We start from the raw sequence: 17,098 nt of genomic DNA on the forward strand, positions 1-17,098 counted from the left end.
GGGGGCGGGGGTGGTGGGGCCGGTGTCGGTGCCGGGTCGGTCAGACCTTCGGGGCGGGTTCGACGCTGTCGTCGGCCACCTCGTCGGTCGACTCCCTCGGGCTGGGTACGAGTCGCGGGTCGCCCTCGTCGGCGAAGTAGTCGTCCTGCTCGGTGCCGTCGACCCCGTCGGCGACCTTGGCGGCCCGCAGGATCAGCGTGACGATGGCCGCGACCAGCAGGTTGACCACGACCGCGACCAGACCGACATAGATGGTCTTGGTCGAGCCGTCGAAGCCGAGCTTCTCCAGCGGGAAGGCGGAGCCGCCGAAGTGCGCCCGCTTCGTGGCCGGGTTGGGGATCTGGTAGAGCATCCACATGCCCAGGCCCATTCCGGCCGCCCAGCCGGCGACCAGCGCGCCCCGGTGGAACCAGCGGGTGTAGAGGCCGAGGGCGACCGCCGGCAGCGTCTGCAGGATGATGACCCCGCCGATGAGCTGGAGGTCGATCGAGAACTGCGGGTCGAGGAAGACGATGCAGGCGACCGCACCGATCTTCACCACCAGCGACGTGATCTTGGAGACGTTCGCCTCCTGGGCCGAGGTGGCGTCCTTGCGCAGGTACTCCTTGTAGATGTTCCGGGTGAAGAGGTTGGCCGCCGCGATCGACATGATGGCGGCCGGTACCAGCGCACCGATCCCGATCGCGGCGAACGCGATCCCGGCGAACCAGCTCGGGAACTGCTGCTCGAAGAGGAGCGGTACCACCGTGTTGTTGTCCACGGTGCCCTCCGTCGCGCCGGGCAGCGGGGTCACCCCGGCGGCGATGGCGGCGTACCCGAGCAGGGCGATCAGACCGAGCAGCAGGCTGTACGCCGGCAGCGCCGACATGTTCCGCTTGATCACGTCCCGGCTCCGGCTGGCCAGCACGCCGGTGAGGCTGTGCGGGTAGAGGAAGAGCGCCAGCGCCGAGCCGAGGGCCAGGGTGATGTACTGCAACTGGTTGTTGGCGTTGAGCGTGATCCCGTCGTTCGGGGACGGGCTGGCGTCGAACTTCGCGTCCGCCGCGTCGAAGATGCTCCCCCAGCCACCCAGCTTGTAGGGCAGGTAGACGATCGCCACCAGGATCACGATGTAGATCAGCGAGTCCTTGACGAACGCGATCAGCGCCGGCGCCCGCAGCCCGGACTGGTAGGTGTAGGCGGCCAGGATGGCGAAGGCGATGATGATCGGCAGGTGCCGGGCGATGGTGCTCTCCCCGGTCACTCCCATCGTCTTGAGTACCGCCTCGATGCCGACGAGCTGGAGCGCGATGTAGGGCATCGTGGCGACGATGCCGGTGATCGCGATGATCAACGCCAGGGTCGGCGAGTCGAACCGCTTCCGGACGAAGTCGGCCGGGGTGACGAAGCCGTGCCGGTGCGACACCGACCAGAGCCGGACCAGCACCAGGAAGACCAACGGATAGATGATGATCGTGTACGGCACCGCGAAGAACCCGGCCGCGCCGGCTCCGAAGAGCAGCGCCGGTACGGCCACGAAGGTGTACGCCGTGTAGAGGTCGCCGCCGACCAGGAACCAGGTGATCCAGCCGCCGAAGCTGCGGCCGCCGAGGCCCCACTCGTCGAGGTGCGCCATGTCGTTCGGCGCACGCCACCGGGCAGCGACGAAGCCCATCGCGCTGACCAGCAGAAACAGCAGTGTGAAGATGATGATCTCAGTGAGATGGTCCTGCCACACCGTTGGTCACCCCCGCTTCTTCGTCATCTGGTACACCAGGGTCGTGGTGCCGACCCCGAGCAGGATGAAGGCCAACTGGAGCCAGTAGAAGACCGGGAAGCCGAAGAGCCGGGGCGAGTCGGCGTTGAAGAGCGGGGTGATCAACGGTACGACGATCGGCAGGAAAAGCAGCCAGTTCCAGGGGCTGTGGTCCTTCGCCCGCGCTCTCGACACCACCTGACGGGTCGGTGCCGTCGGCGTCTCAGAGTCACTCATGCCGGCACTCCGCTTCGCTCCGTACCGTCCTGAGACTCGTCGGCGCTGAGTTCGATGGTTCGCTCGCTGCGCTCGCTCATGCCGTCTCCTCGCTGCGCTCGGCCCGGTGACCCGCCCGGTCGACCCGTGTCGTGGGGACGTCCGGTGACGTGTCGTCGCTGACCTGTGTGTGACGCCGGAGGTTAGGGCAGAGTGACGGCGGTCACCCTGACGAAACGGGACCGGTGCGCCCAACGGCGACCACGGTGCGCCGAATGGTGATCAACGGCCAAAATAACGGCTCATCAAACGGAACTATCACCACAAACACTACATCGAAGTACGACGATTGCTCTTGATCGAGGGTCGGTCGGTTGCCATGCTGGCCGGGTGCCGCGATTCTCCTCGTACGACAGCACCGCGCTCGCGTACCACGTGCTGGGGTCCGGGCCACCGATCGTCTGCCTGCCGGGCGGGCCGGCCCGCGCGTCGAGCTATCTCGGCGACCTCGGTGGACTGGGTCGGGAACGCACACTGCTCCGGCTCGACCTGCGGGGCAGCGGCGAGTCGGCCGTCCCCGAGGATCCGGCGAGCTACCGGTGCGAACGGCTGGTCGACGACGTCGAGGCGTTCCGGGTCCACCTCGGACTGGACCGGATGGACCTGCTCGCCCACTCGGCCGCCGGCAACCTCGCGGAACTCTACGCGGCCCGGCATCCACACCGGATCTCCCGGCTGCTGCTCGTCACCCCGGGCCTGCGCTCGGTCGGGGTGGAGACGATCGGTTTCGCGGAGGCGGTCGCCGCCCGCGCCACCGAGTGGTGGTATCCGGAGGCGAAGGCGGGGCTGGACGCCTGGCAGGAGGCGGCCGGCCGGGGCGCCGGCCCGGAGGAGGTGAACCCGCTGCGCAGCGCCGCCGCGCCGTTCGCGTACGGGCGGTGGGACGAGCGGGCCCGGGCACACGCCGAGGCCGAACAGGAGGAGCGACCCGACGAGCCCTCCGTCGGCTTCTACGACGGCTTCGCCCCGGAGACCGCCGAGGTGCGTGCCGCACTGGCCCACCTCGACGCCCCGGTACTGGTCGTCGCCGGTGAACTGGACCCGGCACCCACCCCGGCGGCGGCCCGGGCGCTCGCCGCGCTCTTCCCGAACGCCGAGACCGTGGTCCTGGACGGCGCCAGCCACTTTCCCTGGCTCGACGACCCGCCCCGGTTCGTCAAGACCGTGCTCACCTTCCTCACCGAGGAACCCCGTAACCTCGGCGAGTGACCCCGGAACCTGGCCGCGCAACCCCAGGACCTGACGAGGAACCCCGAGACCTCGGCGAGGAAGCCGGGAAGCTCGCCGCCCCGGACTGACCCGGCCGGCTGACCCGGCCGGCTGGTTGGTCGGCTGGGCGGCCGGATCGGGTCAGATGCCGGTCAGGTGGGCAGTGTCGTTGACGGTCCGCACCGCCATCCCGCCGTCCGGCCAGATGTCCAGCAGAGACAGACCGGCCGGGTCGAGATAGAGCCGGTGCAGGAAGGCGTCGGTCGCGGCCAGCGCGTCGCGGAGCGCGATCTTCACCGGAGAGACGTGCGAGACCACCACCACGGTCTCCCCCGGATAGTCGGCCAGCAGCTTGGCCATCGCCCGGCTGACCCTGGCGCCGACCTCGACGAAGGACTCCCCACCGGGCGGGGCGACGGCCGGCGAGGCCAGCCAGGCGTCCAGTTCGGCCGGCCAGCGCTCCCGTACCTCGGCGAAGGTGCGCCCCTCCCAGTCGCCGAAGTCGCACTCGATCAGATCGGGCTCGACCACCACCGGTACCCCGCCGAGGCCACCGGCGACGATGCCGGCCATCGCCGTACACCGGGAGAGCGGCGAGCTGACCACGGCCGCGACCTGGTCGACCAGCCCGGCCACCCGCCGGGCCGTCGCACCGGCCTGGGCCAGGCCCCGGTCGGAGAGCGGCACGTCACCCCGGCCGGAGTAGCGGCCTTTCGCGGTGTACTCCGTCTCGCCGTGCCGGAGCAGCAGCAGCCGGGTGGCGGTCTCCGCCGGACGCGGCTCCCAGGAACTCTTCGCGGTCGACCCCTGCGCGGCGACCTCGTGCGCCTCCGCCCGCCCGGTCGCGCCGGCCGGCGCCGCGGCCTCCGGCTCGGCCGCGCTGTCCCGGGCGACCTCCGGCACCTTGCCGGCCGCCAGGTCCATCGCCGCGTTCGCCAGCGCGTCCGCGTGCCGGTTGCGCTCCCGGGGAATCCAGGTGTACGTCACCGAGTCGAACTTCCGGACCAGCCCGGCCGCCTGCGCGGCGAGCGGACGCAGCCCCGGGTGCTTGATCTGCCAGCGGCCCGCCATCTGCTCGACCACCAGCTTGGAGTCCATCCGCACCTCGACGCCGGACGCGCCCACCTCGCGGGCGGCCTCCAGCCCGGCGATCAGACCACGGTATTCCGCGACGTTGTTGGTGGCGACGCCGATCGACTCGGAACGCTCGGCCAGCACCTCGCCGCTGCCGGCGTCCCGGACCACCGCCCCGTAACCGGCCGGGCCGGGATTGCCCCGCGCTCCGCCGTCCGCCTCCACCACGACCTTACGACCCGGCACGGGCCCACCCCCCGATCCCGCCACCGACGCCGGTCACAGTCCGGACTCGGCGGTACGCACCATGATGCGGCGGCACTCCTCGCAGCGCACCACCTCGTCCGGGGCGGCGGCCTTGATCCGGGCCCGGTCCGCACCGTACAGCTCCAGCCGGCAGCCGCCGCAGCGCCCACCGGCGACCAGGGCCGCACCGAGCCCGCCCGACGACTCGCGGATCTTGTCGTAGAGCGTCAGCAGGTCGGCCGGGAGGTCGGCCGCGAGCGGCTGCCGCGAGCCGGCCTTGAACTCCTGCTCCTTGCCGATCTCGGCAAGGGCCTGGTCCCGCCGCTGTTCGGTCTCCGCGCGCCGCTGCCGGGCCGCCGCCAACCGCTGCTCGATCCCGTCGAGTACGCCCTGCGCGGTCTCCCGCTGCTCCATCAGCTCCAGCTCGGCGTCCTCCAGCTCGGTCTGCCGCCGGTTGAGCGAGGCCAGCTCGTGCTGCAACGCCTCCAGCTCGCGGGCCGGCCCCGAGCCGACGGTCAGCCGGGCCTGGTCCCGGTCCTTGCGGATCCGCACCTGCTCGACGTCGCGCTCCAGCCGGGCGATGTCCCGGTCCAGGTCGTCCACCGCCACCTGGGCCCGGACCCGCTCGTCCTCCAGTGCGGAGAGTTCCCGGGCCAGCGCCTCCAGCTCGGCGTGCTCCGGCAGCGTACGACGCCGGTGCGCGAGCTGGGCGAGCCCGGTGTCGATCGCCTGTAGGTCGAGCAGGCGACGCTGGTCTTTCGGATCGGCCTTCATCGCTGGGACTCCTTGTCCGGGGAGGATGCGGGGGTTAGCACGGGTGGTACCGGAGACGCCGCCTGCACCGTCCACGGGTCGGTGTCCAGATCGGACACCAGGGTCTCGACGCCCAGCCGCTCGCGCAGGTGGGCGGCGAGGTCGTCGAGCCAGGGCCGCTCGGTCGCCCAGTGCGCGGCGTCGAGCAGCGCCGGCCCCTCCTCGGCGAGATATTCGCTGACCGGGTGGTGCCGCAGGTCGGCGGTGAGGAAGGCGTCGACACCGGCCCGGAGGGCGTCGCCGAGGAAGGAGTCGCCGGCCCCGCCGCTGACCGCGACGGTCGAGATCGTCCGCCCGGGGTCGCCGGCGGCGCGTACGCCCCAGGCGGTCGGCGGGAGCGCCCGGGCGGCGTACCCGGTGAACTCGGCCAGCGTCGTCGGCTCCGGCAGCCGGCCGATCCGCCCGAAGCCCCGCCCCGCCCCGGCGGCCGGACCGGCGGGGTCGGCCGGGCGCAGCGGGCGCAGCTCGGTCAGGCCCAGCCGGGCGGCGAGCGCGTCGGAGACCCCGGGGGCGGCGACGTCGGCGTTGGTGTGCGCCACGTACAGGGCCATGTCGTTTTTGATCAGCTGGTGCACGATCCGGCCCTTGTACGTCGTCGCGGCCACCGACGAGACACCGCGCAGCAGCAACGGATGGTGCGCGACGATCAGGTCGGCGCCGTACCCGAGCGCTTCGGCGACGGTCTCGGGCACCACGTCCACGACGCAGCAGACCCGGCGTACCGGTGCGGACGGCTCACCGACCACCAGTCCCACCCGGTCCCACCCTTCGGCCCAGGCCGGCGGATACCGCTGGTCCAGCGCTGCCACGACGTCGGCCACGCTGACCGTCCGAGCTCCGGATGCACCCACGGCGGCCCAGCTTACCGGCGCCGGGCCGGCCCGCTGCGCCGTCCGCCCGGTTCAGCCGAGCTGACCGCTCACCGAGAGCCTGGACCGCAGCGCGGTGACCGCCATCTCCCAGGGAAACCGCTCCAGATAGCGCTCCCCGGTGCCCGGCGGATGCAGTGGCACGACGTGGTCGCCGAAGAGCACGGTGACGTCCCAGTCGCGCAGCCGGGCGAGGCTGGTCAGGAAGGCCGGGTGGGCCGCCATCGCGGCGTTGGTGAACGGCATCGCCACGATCGGCAGCCCCTTGCCGAGTCCCTCGACCAGCAGGCCGAGGGCGAGCGTGTCGGCTATCCCGGCGGCCCACTTGTTGATCGTGTTCACCGTCGCCGGAGAGACGATCATCGCGTCCGCGTCGGGCAGTACGTCCGGATCACCGGGGTTCTTGTACGTCGACCGCACCGGATGCCCGGTCTGCCGGCGCAGCGCCGGTTCGTCGGCGAACTTCGTCCCGTCCGGGGTCAGCACCACGCAGACGTCCCAGCCGTCCCGCTGCGCACAGGTCACCAGCCGACCGACGTGCCGGGTCAGCGGCGAACCGCAGGCGAGCACGTAGAGCACCCGCGACCCGGTCGACCCCGTCACCGGACGATCCCCCGCGCCGGGGTCATATCGCTACTCCCATCTGCTCAGCCAACTCCGCAATCGGCGCGGGCGGCGCACCCCGTGTGCGACGCAGCACGTTTGACATCACCTCGTGCGCGATCGGCCGGCACCGGATCTCGGACGGGGCCAGCCGGTCGCCGTCGACCAGCGCCTCGCCCGCCCGGTCCAGGTCGCCGATCTGGGCGAAGCCGCGGGCCAGGTCGAGCATGTGGTGCGCGCGCCGCTCCGGCAGCAGCGCGTTGAACCCCTCCCGCCGCATGATGCTCCGCTCGTGGGTCTGCACCGCGTTACCGCCCTCGCCGAGTTCGACCGCCGCCGCCGCCCGGTGCAGCTCCAGGTTGGTCGGGCCGAAGCTGGTCCAGTAGCGGTTCTGGTCGCCGCCGAGCCGGTCGGCCGCCCCCTCGGCCTCGTTGACCAGGTCCTTGACCGTGTTGTTGTCGCCCATCCGGGCCGCCGCCATCGCCCCCTGCAACAGCAGCATCCCGTAGACGGAGAGCCGGTCCGGCCCGGCGTCGTTGCCGCCGCCCGGCGCGAGGCGGTTGGCGACGCTCACGTTCACCTCCAGTGCCGGCCGGGCCCGGCCGAGCGCCAGCAGGGCGTTGCCGACCCGGTAGGTGGCCACCCCGGCCAGCAGCGGGTCGTCGGCGCGCTGGGAGACCGCCATCGAGCGGTCGGCGGCGAGCCAGGCCAACTCGTACTCGCCGAGTTTGCGCAGCGCCGACGAGGCGATCTGGTAGACCTGCCCGAGCAGGTGGGCGGCCTTGCCGGCGTCGTCGCCACCGGCCACGCTGTCCAGCGCCTGGGCGTCCCGGAGCAGCTTCGGCAGCGCCCGGGTCAGCACGCCGTACCGGGCGTACTGGTACGTCAGCCAGGCGTGGTTGACCGACTTGGTCATCTCGGCCAGCGAGGGCGGCTGCGGGGCGGTGCTGAAGAAGGATCTCATCGAGTCGTACCGCTCCAGCGCGGAGCGGATCTCCTCGACCTCCACCTCGTCGATGCAGGTGAGCCCGTCGGCCCGCCGTTCCGGTGCCTTGCCGAGCAGAAGTTGGGCGTCGAGCTGGAGTACGTCGGCGATCTCGTACAGCACCGAGAACTTGTCCAGTCGGCGTACGCCCCGCTCGACCTTGTCCACCCAGCTCTTCGACTTCCCGAGCCGATCGGCGAAGACCTGTTGCGACATCTTGCGGCGACCGCGCCAGTAGGCGACGCGCCGCCCGATCGGCAGTTCGTCCACGTCCGGCCCTCCTTTCTGCGTCGGCGGTCCGGTCAGGGGGCCCGCGCCGGTGCGAAACGGGGTGCGACTCACGTCTGTGCTGGTCGCACAGCATGTACGTCACTCCGGAGACGGCCGCTCGTAGCTTTCGATGCAACTTGCGGCTGTCTGCCCGGACAAACGACCGCGTCAGACGCCAGTGACGGGCTTCGACCTGCATTACTGGCCGAGATCGATAAATGTAGGGGGTTCACGAAAATGTGGGAGAAAGTCCGTCCACGTTCGGTCCGTTTCGTCCAACTCGACCGGGTCCGGCTGCGTCGCATCGCGGTCCGCTACGCCGCGCACGGTTGGCAGGTCACCCCCGGCGCCTGCCTGGCCCGGCACCGGTTCGTCTGCGGCCGGGCCGGCTGCCCGACCACCGGCTGTCATCCGGCGCTGGAGCAGTGGGAGCAGAGCGCCACCGCCGACCCGGCCCGGGTCGCCACCTGGTGGCGGCTGCGCCCGCACTCGATCCTGCTCGCCACCGGCGGGGCCTTCGACGTGCTGGAGGTCCCCGCCTACCTGGGCCGGTTCGCGCTGGAGCAGGCCCGGCCCCAGCTCTTCGGCGCCGTCTCCGGCCAGGTCCGCGGGCCGGTCGCGGTCACCCCGGACGGCCGGTGGATGTTCCTGGTACGCCCCGGCGAGCCGCTCCGGCCCGAACTGGAGCAGAGCCTCTACGTGGTCCGGCACGGCTCCGGGTCGTGGATCCCGGCTCCGCCGACGCGGCTGCCGGAGGGGACGGTGCGCTGGCTGGTGTCGCCGGAGGAGACCCGCTGGCGCCTGGCCGACCCGTACGGCGTGCAGGAGCTGCTCGTCGAGGCGCTGGAGGCGGTCGCGCCGGCCCTGCCCGAGCCGCTCTTCCCGGCACACCTGCCCGCCCCGCGCCGGGGCTACTGAGTCCGGGCCGTCCGGTCCCGCCCCCGCCGGGCCGTACAGCAATCGCCGCGCTCCGCGGTGCCGGCGTCCCCGCCGGCCCGATCTGCCCGGCGGGTCTCTTCTGCCGGCTCCGGGCCGGTCCCGCCCCGCTGGGCGGTTCGGTCCGGACCGCCCAGCGCGAGCCCCGCGCGGCCGGCGGTCAGGGCCGGCAGCAGGGGTACGAGCAGCGTGAGAGCCGCCCCGGACCGGGTAATCCGGCGCCGGACTGGTTGACGCCTGAGGAAAGGGCCCACGCCATGCTCAGCAAAGAGGATCAGCGCCGGTTTGACGAGATCACGCACCATCTCCGGATAACCGATCCCGAGTTCGTCGCCCGGCTGGGCGACCGGAGCAAAATGCGCCGCGCTCGGCTGATACTCGTGTTGACCTTCGTACTCTGGGCCACCGTGCCGGCCCTGGTCGTACTCGGCGGCTGGCTGGCCGTCGCGATCGCCCCGGCGGTACTGGTGGCGGCCACCCTGTTGATGTGGCAGGCGCGGCGGAACCGGTGACCCGGCGACGGGTCGCTCAGTCCGGGGCGCCGTCGCCGAACCGGGTGTAGGCGCGGCGGAGCCGCTCGGCCAGGCCCGGCCCACCGATCGCCGCCCCCGGCGGTCCGAGCTGGCGCAGTACCAGCTCCGGTTCGGTCGCCAGGGTGGGCGCGCGGGCCGGCAGCGGCACCGGGGCGACCCAGAACCGGTCCAGCATCCCGGCCAACGGCTCGGCGGGCAGGTCGGCGAGGGCCAGCCCGGCGCCGACCGGCGGCGGGTCGACCGGGGCGGTGTCCCGCTCGGCCTCCCCGCCAGCGGAGTCGGCACCGGAATCGGCGTCGGAGTCGGCGTCGGCACCGCGCAGTGTGCGCAGCCGGGCCAGTAGCCGGGACCGGTCCCGCCCCCGCCAGTGCAGCAGTTGGAACGGGTCCGCGTCGAACGCCTCGGCGAGCAGATAGAAGGTGGCAGCCAGGTGCTTGCACGGCACGGCGAAGTCCGGGCAGTCGCAGCGCTGGGTCAGCTCGTCGACGCCGGCCGGGAAGAGCGGCGCGCCCGCCTCGGCGAAGACCGTCTCCAGCTCCGGGGGTACGTCGCCGGCCAGCAGTCGCGCGCTGAACAGCGCCTGCGCGGCGAGCAGCGTCTCCAGCCGGGTCCAGACCCGTTCGGCCAGCGGCCGGAACCGGATCGACACCCGGTACGGCGTCGGCCGGGAGCCCTGGACCACGGCGGTCACCTCGCCCGGTGCCACGTCGAGCGAGAGCACCTGCCCGGCGCGGGCGTACGAGCGGCCCCGGGTGAGCCGGGTGCCCAGCGCGAAGGACTCGAGTACGTCGAGGAAGCGGCGGGACCACCACGAGCGCCCGATCGCCCCCCGGGGGGTACGCGCCCGCAGTCCACCGTCGACCTTGCGCGGCCGGCCGTACTCGCGGAAGTCGGTCATTCCACCACCGCCCCGCTCTCCAGCGCGAAGAGCTGACGCAGTTCCGAGGTGGAGAGTTCGGTGAGCCACTGCTCGCCGGTGCCGACGATCCGGGCGGCCAGCCCCCGCTTCTCGTTGATCATCGCCGCCACCTTCTCCTCCACGGTGCCGGCGCAGACGAACTTGCGTACCTGCACCGGGCGGCGTTGGCCGATCCGGAACGCCCGGTCGGTGGCCTGGTCCTCGACCGCCGGGTTCCACCACCGGTCGACGTGGATGACGTGGTTGGCGGCGGTCAGGGTCAGCCCGGTGCCGCCGGCCTTCAGGGAGAGGACGAAGAGGGCGGGGCCGGTCGACCCGTCCCCGGCGGAGGACTGGAACCGGGCCACCATCGCGTCCCGGTCCGCCTTGCCGACGCCGCCGTGCAGGTAGAGCACCTCGCGGCCGAACCGGGCGGCGAGGTGGGCCCGGAGCATGCCGCCGAACTCGGCGTACTGAGTGAAGATGAGTGCCTTCTCGCCGGCCGCGAGGACCTCGTCGAGGATCTCCTCCAGCCGGGCCAGCTTGCCGGAGCGACCGGGCAGCGCCGAGCTGTCCCGGAGCACCTGGGCGGGGTGGTTGCAGACCTGCTTGAGCCGGGTCATGGTGGCCAGCACCAGTCCGCGTCGCTCGATGCCGTCACTGGACTCGATCTTGGCCATCATGTCGTCGACCACCGCCTGGTAGAGCGACGCCTGCTCCCGGGTGAGGTTGCAGAGCACCTCCATCTCCAGCTTCTCCGGCAGGTCGGTGATGATCGACCGGTCGGTCTTCACCCGCCGCAGCACGAACGGGCCGGTGATCCGGCGCAGCCGGGCCGCCGCCTCGTCGTCGCCGTGCCGCTCGATCGGTTCGGCGTACCGCTTCTTGAAGGCCGGGGCGGCGCCGAGCAGGCCGGGGTTGGCGAACTCCATGATCGACCAGAGGTCGGCGAGGCGGTTCTCCACCGGGGTACCGGTGACCGCCACCCGGTGCCGGGCGGGCAGCGACCGGACGGCGGCGGCCTGCCGGGTCGCGGCATTCTTGATCGACTGCGCCTCGTCCACCACGATCCGGTGCCAGTCGACCTCGGCCAGCGCGGCGGCGTCCCGGGCCGCCAGCGAGTAGGTGGTGAGCACCAGGTCCGCGTCCCGGACCGCCGCGCCGAACTCCGCCCCGCGCGGCCGTTCCGCGCCATGGTGTACGTGCACCCGCAGCTCCGGGGCGAACCGGGCCGCCTCGCGCTGCCAGTTGCCGACCAGCGACATCGGGCAGACCAGCAGGGTCGGGCCGGCCTCCGGCGGGTCACCGGCGAGCAGCGCGAGCATCATGATCGTCTTGCCCAGCCCCATGTCGTCGGCGAGGATGCCGCCGAGCCCGAGCGACTGGAGGAAGGCCAGCCAGGCCAGCCCGCGCTGCTGGTACGGCCGCAGCGTCCCCCGGAAGGACTCCGGCGCGTCCCGGGGCGTCAGGTGCCGCTCGACCTGCCCGGCGAGCAGGTCGCCGAGCGGGCCGTCGGCGCTGACCTCCAGCACCGGCAGCGCCGCCGGGTCGTCCTGGGCGGCCAGTCCCAGCCGGAGCAGGTCCCCGACGGTCAGCTCGCCACCGGAGCGGAGCAGTTTGAGCCCGGCGGCGAGCCGCTTCGCGTCCAGCTCGACCCACTGGCCGCGCAGCCGGACCAGCGGCGTCTTCAGTTTGGCCAGCGCCCGCAGCTCGGCGGCGTCCAGCGGCTGGTCGCCGAGGGCCAGCTCCCACCGGTAGTCGACCAGCGCCTCCATGCCGAGCGCGCTGCGCGAGGCGACCGTCCCCGGCGCGGTACGGCTCTTCGCCTGCAACCGGGCCCCGAGCCGGGCACCCGGCCGCTGCCACCAGGAGGGGAGCAGCACCCCGAACCCGGCGGCGTGCAGCACCGGCGCGCCGTCCCGGAGGAACCGGTGCGCTCCCTCGGTGTCCAGCTCCAACGCCTCCGGCGCGGCCGTACGCAGCGCGTCGTCCAACTCCGGCCAGAGCCGGCTGGCCCGGCCCAGCTCGGTCAGCAGGGTCTCCTGCGGGTCGGCCAGGTGCCGGGCCAGCGCCGGCAGGTCGCCCCGGGCCGCCCAGATCCGCTCGGCACCGACCACCAGGCTCGGCTCGTCGGCGGCCTGGAGCGCGAACTCCACCCGCCAGCGCCGCCCCGCCTCGTCCGACCCGTCCGAACCGGCCGACCCGTCCGCCACGGCCAGCTCGGCCGGCCCGGTCGACGCCACGTCGATCTCGACCGGCAGCCGTGGTTCGACGAGCCGGAAGCAGGCCCGTACCGGGCTGCCGGCGGCATCCCGCTGCCAGGCGCGCAGTTCACGATCGAGTCCGGCCAGCGCCTCCGGTGTCGCGCCGAAGTCCCGCTGCCGCCCGGTCAGCGCCCGGAGCCAGGCCCGTACGCCGGCATCGGCGGCACCGGCCCGACCGGCTCCGATCAGCCGTACCCCCTCCAGGGCCGTCCGGGCGGCGGCGTCGGTGAGCGCGTCCAGGGCGTCCACGACGGTGGCCGCCGCCGAGCCGCTCGCTCCGGGAGCGTCGCCCGGCGGGACCGCCGCCGGCTCGCTGCCGTCGTCGGGTCGGATGCTCCCCGACCCGTCGCCGTCCGGCGCGGCGGCCCCGGGCGCGGGCGGGTCGAGCGCGGCGCGGGCCGCCGGCGGCAACGCCATGGTCAACGCCCGGGCCCAGCCGGCGTCCGCCCCGGTGAGCAGCGGGCGCCAGACCGCCCGGGCCGAGCCGGGGGTGGCCGGCGTGTGGAGGCCGGGCAGGGTCCTACCGCGCCGGACGAGTTCCACCGCGAACTCGGCCAGCAGGGCGAGGTGGCGCAGCGAGGCGCCCCGGGCCGGCGGGCCCGAATCGTCGCCGAAGGCGAGCAGCACCGGCAGGGCGTGGTCGGCGTCGTACTCCAGCACCGGCACCCGCCACGACGCGAGGCCGACCCGGCCCCGGCCCGGCGCGGCCGGCTCGGCCCGGACCAGCTCCGCGGAGTCGACGGGTGCACCGGCCCGGGTCGGCAGGGCGAGCAGGACGGCCCCGGTGGTCGCCTTCGCGGCGAGTTCGCCGAGCGCACCGGTCAGCCCGGAGTAGCCGACCGCGAACGGGTGCGGCCGGTGCCGGGGCGGGCGGCCGGGGCGGCGCGGCGGCCGGGCGGGCAGCGTGGAGTCCTCCCCCCACACCGCGAGCCGACCACCGGCCAGCCACACGGCGTGGACGACCAGCACGCACAGGTCCCTTCTCGGCCATCGGGTCAGCGGGCGGATCCCTTTGTAGCACCCCGTCCGGCACCGTCGCCGGGCGCGCACCGAGGTCCGGCTACCGGTCGGCGGCGTCGAGTGGGACGACGGCCGCCGCGCACCGCTCCAGGAGTTCCCGTTCGGCCGTCCGCACGGCGAGCAGTTCCTCTGGCGTCATTTCCGCAGGCTATGGCGTGATCCACCCCGGCAGGGCGAATATCCGGGACCGGCCGGACGCAGGATTGTTGGTGATTTTCGGCCTTACTCCAGTCACGAATCGAACAGTTCCGCCCCGGCAGCCGTACTAACGGAGAAGATGACGACAGGCATGGATGTGTCGGCATCACGAGGCGAGGCGGTGACCATGGACTTCCCGATCGTGAAGCGCGCCACGCCAGGGCGCTATCTGCTCCGCGGGCTGCTCTCCTGCGGACCCTGCGACGAGCTGGTGATCCCGTCCTTCTCGTCGAGCGGGCGCCGCTACTACGGGTGCCCCCGGCGGCAGTGCCCCCGCCCCTGGATACCGGCGGAGCAGACCGAGCAGGCGGTCTGGGCGCACGTCGCGGCGACGTACGCGGAGGCGACCCGGGACGTGCCGCAGGACCAGCGGCAGGCGCTGCTCGCGGCCGTACTGGCCCGGGTCAGCATCGGGGTGCGGGTCGCCGACCTGCACTACCAGTGGCGCTGAGCCGGCGGTGACGCCCGATCCGCTGCGCCGGACAGGGCACCGGCGGCAGGATGGCCACATGGAGGGCAGCACCGAGATCCCGCTGGTCGGTGGCGCGGGCGACGGCGGCACCGTGGCCGTCGAACTCGACGTGCACGGCCGCCCGCCGCTCACCCACCACCACGTGGTCGACGGTGGACTCGCCGGGGCCGAGATCTACGAACTGGAGGCGGCCCCCGGGGAGGGGCCGCCCTGGCTCTACCGGTGGCGCGGACCGGCCCCCTCCTGAGCGGAGGCCGGTCCGGAATCCACCCGGCGCGGTGGGCCGGTCACCCGCCCCGAAATACGAGCCGGTCACCCGCTCCGGAGCAGGAGTGGTCACCCGCCCCGGAACGCGGGCCGGTCACTTGCCCCGGAACACCCGGACCGTGGCCACGCCGCCCAGGGCCAGCGCGCCGAGGAGTACCGCCCAGATGACCGTGGTGTTCAGGCCGGTGCCGAACTCCGCGTTCGCCTTGGCGTTCGCGGCCAGCGACTGGTCCTGCGGCGCGGGCACCACCACCGGGGGAAGTTCGGCGTAGCGCACCAGGCCGGTGCTCTCCAACAGGGTCATGTGGGTCTGCACGAAGCCGTTGGCCTGCTCGGCGAGCGTGCGTACGGTCTCGTTCCGGGTACCGGCCCGGACCGCGCCGATCACCGGGAAGATCGCGCCGTGCGCCGCCCGCAGCCGGTCCACGAAGATCCGGTCGAACCGGGCACCGGACGCGTTCGTCATCTCGGTGATCCAGCCCTTCTGCTGGGCCGTCGGCTCGCTGGGCAACTGGACGCCGAGCTTGTTCGCCGCCTCGACGGTGAGCTGGTCCAGTTCGACGTGCTGCTTGGCGATCTCGGCGCCGATCTCCCGGACCCGGGCGCTGTCACCCTTCTCGGCCGCCATCTGGCCGGCCGGCATCTCCCAGAGCCCGGCCAGCCGTACCCCGCTGAGCAGTGCCATGTCGGCGGCGCCGAGCTGGGTCGGCCCGGCCGGCGCGGCGATCGCCGCCCCCGGCAGCACGAGCAGTCCGACCACCAGACCAGCCAGCAGAACAGCCGTCGGGCGCATTGCCTTTACCGCAGATCGGGCCGTGGCCACGTACTCAACCTCCCAGAAAGCGGCGCCAGAGTGGCAATGGAGTTGTCGGCCAGGACGCTATTGCGACGCACGCTTATGAGTCAATCTCGGACGCCGGAGCAGAGCGAAGCTTAGGCCCGATTTAAAGGAAACCTATACCGGCGGGTAGCGACGGCTCGACGAGCTGGGCGGCGGGTGGCGGGAAGATCACTGTCGGCGACCGATCGACGGCCGGCATCGACGGGTGGCACCTCGGGTGAGGTGAACGGGAATCTGGTGGGCGCGGCAGGTTTCGAACCTGCGACCCCTCGCTTGTAAGGCGAGTGCTCTCCCACTGAGCTACGCGCCCGGAGCGCCTCTGCGGCCTACCGGCGGCGGCAAGCTTACCCTGCCGCCCTGGTACCCGGTCCACCCAGTTCGCCGGTCCGCCGGATCCGGAGGCGGCGACGACGGTCGGGCTGCCGTGCCGGGCTCAGGTCAGTGCGGCGGCCAGGGCCTTGCGCCAGCCGGCCTGGTCGCGCGGTTCGCCGGGGCCGTTGCACTCGGCGAAGCGCACCGTACCGGCCTTGTCGATCACGAAGGTGCCCCGGTCGGCGAAGCCGGCGACGTCGTTGAAGACGCCGTACGCCCGGGCCACCGCGCCGTGCGGCCAGAAGTCGGCCAACATCGGGAACTGGTAGCCCTCCCGATCGGCCCAGACCTTGTGCGCGTAGACCGAGTCGACGCTGACCGTCAGCACCTGGACGTCGTCGTTCTGGTATTCGTGGAGGTTGTCCCGCAGCTCGGCCAGCTCACCCTGACAGGTGCCGGTGAAGGCCAGCGGATAGAAGACGAGCAGCACCACCCGTCGGCCCCGCAGCTCGGCCAGGCTCACCTGCTGGTTGTTCTGGTCCTTCAGCACGAAGTCCGGCGCCTGGGCACCGACGTCGATCGGCATGCGGTCCTCCCTGGTCGTGGGGCACCGACCGGCTGACCACGTCGGGTCGGCCGGTACGTCCGGTACGGTGCCCACCGGGAGCACCGTCCGGGGTGGGTCTCGCCACGAGCACCGTCCTGGATCAGACGGCGCCCGTGCCGCTCCTCCGGGCTACTTCTTCGCCTTGGCACCACGGCGCAGGACCAGTCGTGCTCCGCTCCAGTCCTTGCCGGCGTTCACGGTCGACGTCTGCTGGAGGCCGGCGGTGACCGCCGTCTCGCTGATCTCGCTCGGCTCGACGTGGCCGTCCCGCCCCGCCTTGGGAGTCAGCAGCCACACCACACCGTTGTCAGCCAGCGGGCCGAGGGCGTCGACGAGCATCTCGAACAGGTCACCGTCGCCGTCCCGGTACCAGAGCAGGACCGAGTCCACCACCTCGTCGGTGTCCTCGTCTACCAGCTCTCCGCAGCGATCGGTCAGGGCGTCCCGGAGATCCTGGTCGACGTCGTCGTCGTACCCCATCTCCATGACGACCATCCCCGGCTCGATGCCGAACCGGTCCGCCAGACTCCGTACGCCGTCGGCGGCCTGACCAGCGGTCGCGCTCACTGTCACGTGCCTCCTCATCTCCCTGCCAGCGGCATCCGTGCGACGCCGATGACGCAAAGTCCACACAGTTGTCCGGTCGCGCGCAAGTGGCGCACCGAGTCGA

General features: G+C 72.7%; 17 protein-coding genes and 1 tRNA gene. 5 read left to right on the top strand and 13 right to left on the bottom strand.

Going from position 1 to position 17,098, the window contains the following annotated elements; genetic code table 11:
* Window positions 1-40: 40 nt before the first annotated feature.
* Both mctP and C6W10_RS27315 read right to left on the bottom strand, forming a co-directional pair.
* A complete protein-coding gene (mctP, locus tag C6W10_RS27310) occupies window positions 41-1,717 on the bottom strand; it encodes a monocarboxylate uptake permease MctP (protein WP_107261725.1) in 1,677 nt (558 codons plus the stop codon).
* Between the two features lie 6 nt (window positions 1,718-1,723).
* Complete coding sequence (locus tag C6W10_RS27315; protein ID WP_107261726.1) at window positions 1,724-1,972, bottom strand: DUF3311 domain-containing protein; 249 nt, start codon at window positions 1,970-1,972, stop codon at window positions 1,724-1,726.
* 369 nt (window positions 1,973-2,341) lie between these two features.
* Here C6W10_RS27315 and C6W10_RS27320 point away from each other — a divergent pair, with 369 nt between their 5' ends.
* Complete coding sequence (locus C6W10_RS27320; RefSeq protein WP_107261728.1) at window positions 2,342-3,220, top strand: alpha/beta fold hydrolase; 879 nt, start codon at window positions 2,342-2,344, stop codon at window positions 3,218-3,220.
* 141 nt (window positions 3,221-3,361) lie between these two features.
* Here the strand turns inward: C6W10_RS27320 and C6W10_RS27325 are convergent, their stop codons facing one another.
* The 5 genes from C6W10_RS27325 to C6W10_RS27345 are packed head-to-tail and all read right to left on the bottom strand — an operon-like array spanning window position 3,362 to window position 8,080.
* Entirely contained in the window at window positions 3,362-4,540 is a 1,179-nt protein-coding gene (locus C6W10_RS27325; protein WP_107261730.1) for a bifunctional RNase H/acid phosphatase, read from the bottom strand.
* A gap of 33 nt (window positions 4,541-4,573) precedes the next feature.
* On the bottom strand, window positions 4,574-5,314 hold the full coding sequence (locus C6W10_RS27330; protein ID WP_107261732.1) for a zinc ribbon domain-containing protein: 741 nt from the start codon (window positions 5,312-5,314) through the stop codon (window positions 4,574-4,576).
* Window positions 5,311-6,204, bottom strand: coding sequence for a Nif3-like dinuclear metal center hexameric protein (locus C6W10_RS27335; RefSeq protein ID WP_234361450.1), 894 nt, complete (start codon window positions 6,202-6,204; stop codon window positions 5,311-5,313). Before C6W10_RS27335 ends, C6W10_RS27330 begins: the two co-directional genes overlap by 4 nt.
* Window positions 6,205-6,255: 51 nt before the next feature.
* Window positions 6,256-6,825, bottom strand: a complete 570-nt coding sequence (locus C6W10_RS27340) for a flavoprotein (protein WP_234359169.1) — start codon at window positions 6,823-6,825, stop codon at window positions 6,256-6,258.
* Window positions 6,826-6,847: 22 nt separating this feature from the next.
* Window positions 6,848-8,080, bottom strand: a complete 1,233-nt coding sequence (locus C6W10_RS27345; protein WP_107261736.1) for a helix-turn-helix domain-containing protein — start codon at window positions 8,078-8,080, stop codon at window positions 6,848-6,850.
* A 237-nt stretch (window positions 8,081-8,317) separates the two neighbouring features.
* On the opposite strand from C6W10_RS27345, the gene C6W10_RS27350 reads away from it, so the two are divergent.
* Together C6W10_RS27350 and C6W10_RS27355 are read left to right on the top strand one after the other, a co-directional pair.
* Window positions 8,318-8,998, top strand: coding sequence for a bifunctional DNA primase/polymerase (locus tag C6W10_RS27350; protein ID WP_107261738.1), 681 nt, complete (start codon window positions 8,318-8,320; stop codon window positions 8,996-8,998).
* A gap of 275 nt (window positions 8,999-9,273) precedes the next feature.
* Entirely contained in the window at window positions 9,274-9,528 is a 255-nt protein-coding gene (locus C6W10_RS27355; protein ID WP_107261740.1) for a DUF3040 domain-containing protein, read from the top strand.
* Window positions 9,529-9,544: 16 nt separating this feature from the next.
* Here C6W10_RS27355 and C6W10_RS27360 read toward each other — a convergent pair whose 3' ends face one another.
* Together C6W10_RS27360 and C6W10_RS27365 are read right to left on the bottom strand one after the other, a co-directional pair.
* Complete coding sequence (locus C6W10_RS27360) at window positions 9,545-10,447, bottom strand: SWIM zinc finger family protein (protein WP_107261742.1); 903 nt, start codon at window positions 10,445-10,447, stop codon at window positions 9,545-9,547.
* Window positions 10,444-13,680, bottom strand: coding sequence for a DEAD/DEAH box helicase (locus C6W10_RS27365; protein ID WP_107261744.1), 3,237 nt, complete (start codon window positions 13,678-13,680; stop codon window positions 10,444-10,446). Before C6W10_RS27365 ends, C6W10_RS27360 begins: the two co-directional genes overlap by 4 nt.
* A gap of 376 nt (window positions 13,681-14,056) precedes the next feature.
* Between C6W10_RS27365 and C6W10_RS27370 the strand changes: the two genes are divergently transcribed.
* On the top strand, window positions 14,057-14,380 hold the full coding sequence (locus C6W10_RS27370) for a zinc ribbon domain-containing protein (protein WP_159079604.1): 324 nt from the start codon (window positions 14,057-14,059) through the stop codon (window positions 14,378-14,380).
* Window positions 14,381-14,438: 58 nt separating this feature from the next.
* A complete protein-coding gene (locus tag C6W10_RS27375; protein WP_107261748.1) occupies window positions 14,439-14,648 on the top strand; it encodes a hypothetical protein in 210 nt (69 codons plus the stop codon).
* A 114-nt stretch (window positions 14,649-14,762) separates the two neighbouring features.
* On the opposite strand, the gene C6W10_RS27380 is transcribed toward C6W10_RS27375, so the two are convergent.
* From C6W10_RS27380 to C6W10_RS27395, 4 genes are all read right to left on the bottom strand, one after another.
* Entirely contained in the window at window positions 14,763-15,461 is a 699-nt protein-coding gene (locus C6W10_RS27380; RefSeq protein WP_107261750.1) for a DUF4142 domain-containing protein, read from the bottom strand.
* A gap of 283 nt (window positions 15,462-15,744) precedes the next feature.
* Window positions 15,745-15,819 (bottom strand) — tRNA-Val (locus C6W10_RS27385).
* A 123-nt stretch (window positions 15,820-15,942) separates the two neighbouring features.
* Window positions 15,943-16,407 carry a peroxiredoxin gene (locus C6W10_RS27390; protein WP_107264333.1) on the bottom strand — a complete coding sequence of 155 codons (465 nt, stop codon included), beginning with the start codon at window positions 16,405-16,407 and terminating at the stop codon, window positions 15,943-15,945.
* 150 nt (window positions 16,408-16,557) lie between these two features.
* On the bottom strand, window positions 16,558-16,995 hold the full coding sequence (locus C6W10_RS27395; RefSeq protein WP_101367358.1) for a DUF3052 domain-containing protein: 438 nt from the start codon (window positions 16,993-16,995) through the stop codon (window positions 16,558-16,560).
* Window positions 16,996-17,098 lie beyond the last annotated feature (103 nt).

Source organism: Plantactinospora sp. BB1 (assembly GCF_003030385.1).
In the GTDB taxonomy this organism is placed as follows: domain Bacteria; phylum Actinomycetota; class Actinomycetes; order Mycobacteriales; family Micromonosporaceae; genus Plantactinospora.